General features: G+C 67.1%; 3 protein-coding genes. All 3 read right to left on the minus strand.

Features of this window, described 5'->3' with window-relative positions; genetic code table 11:
* Nucleotides 1–403 (minus strand): ABC transporter permease subunit (locus tag B2W70_RS12955; protein WP_286746259.1); only part of this gene is annotated, 403 nt, incomplete at its 3' end.
* 29 nt (nt 404–432) lie between these two features.
* Nucleotides 433–1,170 (minus strand): amino acid ABC transporter permease, encoded by a 738-nt coding sequence (locus B2W70_RS12960; RefSeq protein ID WP_286746261.1) that lies wholly within the window; start codon nt 1,168–1,170, stop codon nt 433–435.
* Between the two features lie 55 nt (nt 1,171–1,225).
* Nucleotides 1,226–1,708: porin (locus B2W70_RS12965; RefSeq protein WP_286746263.1), on the minus strand; the 483-nt coding region annotated here is incomplete at its 5' end.

The following is a 1,708-nucleotide window of genomic DNA, read 5'->3' on the forward strand; positions in this document are numbered from 1 at the left end:
GCGCGGTGGCCGCAGCCAGCTGGCCCTTGGGCACCGACTGGATGCCGGCGCGGATGATCTCGGCGTAGTAGGCTGACTCGAACAGCGCGAAACCCACCATGGCCGAGGTCAGCCGCAGGTCGGTGGCGGGTGAGAGGTTGAACAACTGCGTGAACAGCTGCGGCACGATCAGGAAGAACCACAGCAGCACCATCACCAGCGGCACCGAGCGGAACAGGTTGATGTAGCCGGTGGCGAACCAGCGCAGTGGCGCCACGGGCGACAGGCGCATCAGCGCCAGCACCGTGCCCCACACCATGCCCACCACCAGGGCCACCGCCGTGATCTCCAGCGAGACCAGCATGCCTTCCGCCAGAAAAGGCAGCGAGCCGGGGATGGAGGACCAGTCGAATTCGTAAGCCATGTTCGGTCTCCTTATCGCTGAATGACAGCTCACTGGCCCATGTAGCCGGGCACCTTGACGCGGCGCTCCAGCCAGCCCATCAGGGTCATCACGACGACGTTGATGAGCAGGTACATCACCGTCACGGCGATGAAGGACTCGTAAGGCTGCGCGGTGTAGTCCACCAGCTGCCTGCCTTGCGCGGCCAGCTCCAGCAGGCCGATGGTCGAGCACACGGCCGAGTTCTTGAAGATGTTGAGGAACTCGGACGTCAGCGGCGGCACGATGAGCCGAAAGGCCATGGGCAGCAGCACCAGTCGATAGGCCTGCGGCAGGCTCAGGCCCAGCGCCAGGGCGGCGCGGGTCTGGCCGATGGGCAGGCTTTCGATGCCGGCGCGCACCTGCTCGCTCACGCGGGCCGAGGTGAACAGCCCCAGGCAGATGACGGCTGCGCCGAACTGCTGCACATCGGGCGGCAGTTGTTTGATGGCCGTGCCCCAGGCTGCGGGCAGCAGCTCGGGCACGATGAAGTACCAGACGAAGAGCTGCACCAGCAGCGGGACGTTGCGCAGCAGCTCGACGTAGGCCGTGGCGACCGTGCGCAAGCCTTTGTTCGGCACCGTGCGCAACACGCCCACCACCGCGCCCAGCAGCAGGGCCAGCACCCAGGCGCTCAGCGACACCATTACCGTCATCTTCAGGCCGGCCAGCATCCAGTCGGCGTAGGTGGCGCCGTCCCCGATCACCGTCTCCTGCCCGAAGACAGACCAGTTCCATTGGTAGCTCATCGTCGTTCCTTTCAGCTCAGGCCACCCCGGTTGGGGCAAGCCTGGCAGGGCTCAATCAAAACGCGTGCCGCACGCCCACTTGCAGGCTGTGGACGTCCTGGCCCGCCGAGGTGACGGGGCCGGCGCCGGTGGCCGTGGTGGTGGTGTAGCTGGTGGCCGCACCGTTGTCGATGTGGCCCAGCACAGCGTAGACGCTGGTGCGCTTGCTGAGCAGGTGGGTTGCACCCAGGCTCCACTGGTGGGCGTTGAGCGCGTCGCTGCCGTTGGTGCGCACCTGGCCCATCGCCAGGCTGACGATGTTGCGCTCGCCCACCGGCACGTTGACGCCGACCATGGCTTCGGTGCGGTCGCTGGCCTCGTTGCCGGCCAGGTTGCGCACCTTCTGCACGGCGCCCGAGAGTTTGGCCACGCCGAAGTCGTACGAGGCCGTCACCAGGGCGTAGCGGGCGTCCTGCAGTGCGTTGGTGCCGCGCTTGAACACGTTCAAGGCCACGCCCGCGCTGAAGGGGCCCGCCGCGTAGGTGCCGCCCAGCGAGTA

The organism is Aquabacterium sp. UBA2148, from assembly GCF_002328915.1.
Classification (GTDB): Bacteria; Pseudomonadota; Gammaproteobacteria; order Burkholderiales; family Burkholderiaceae_C; genus Aquabacterium; species Aquabacterium parvum.

Bases quoted from the DNA above. Each gene is read 5' to 3' on its own strand.
- B2W70_RS12960 (WP_286746261.1), bottom strand. From the start codon at position 1,170: ATGAGCTACCAATGGAACTGGTCTGTCTTCGGGCAGGAGACGGTGATC.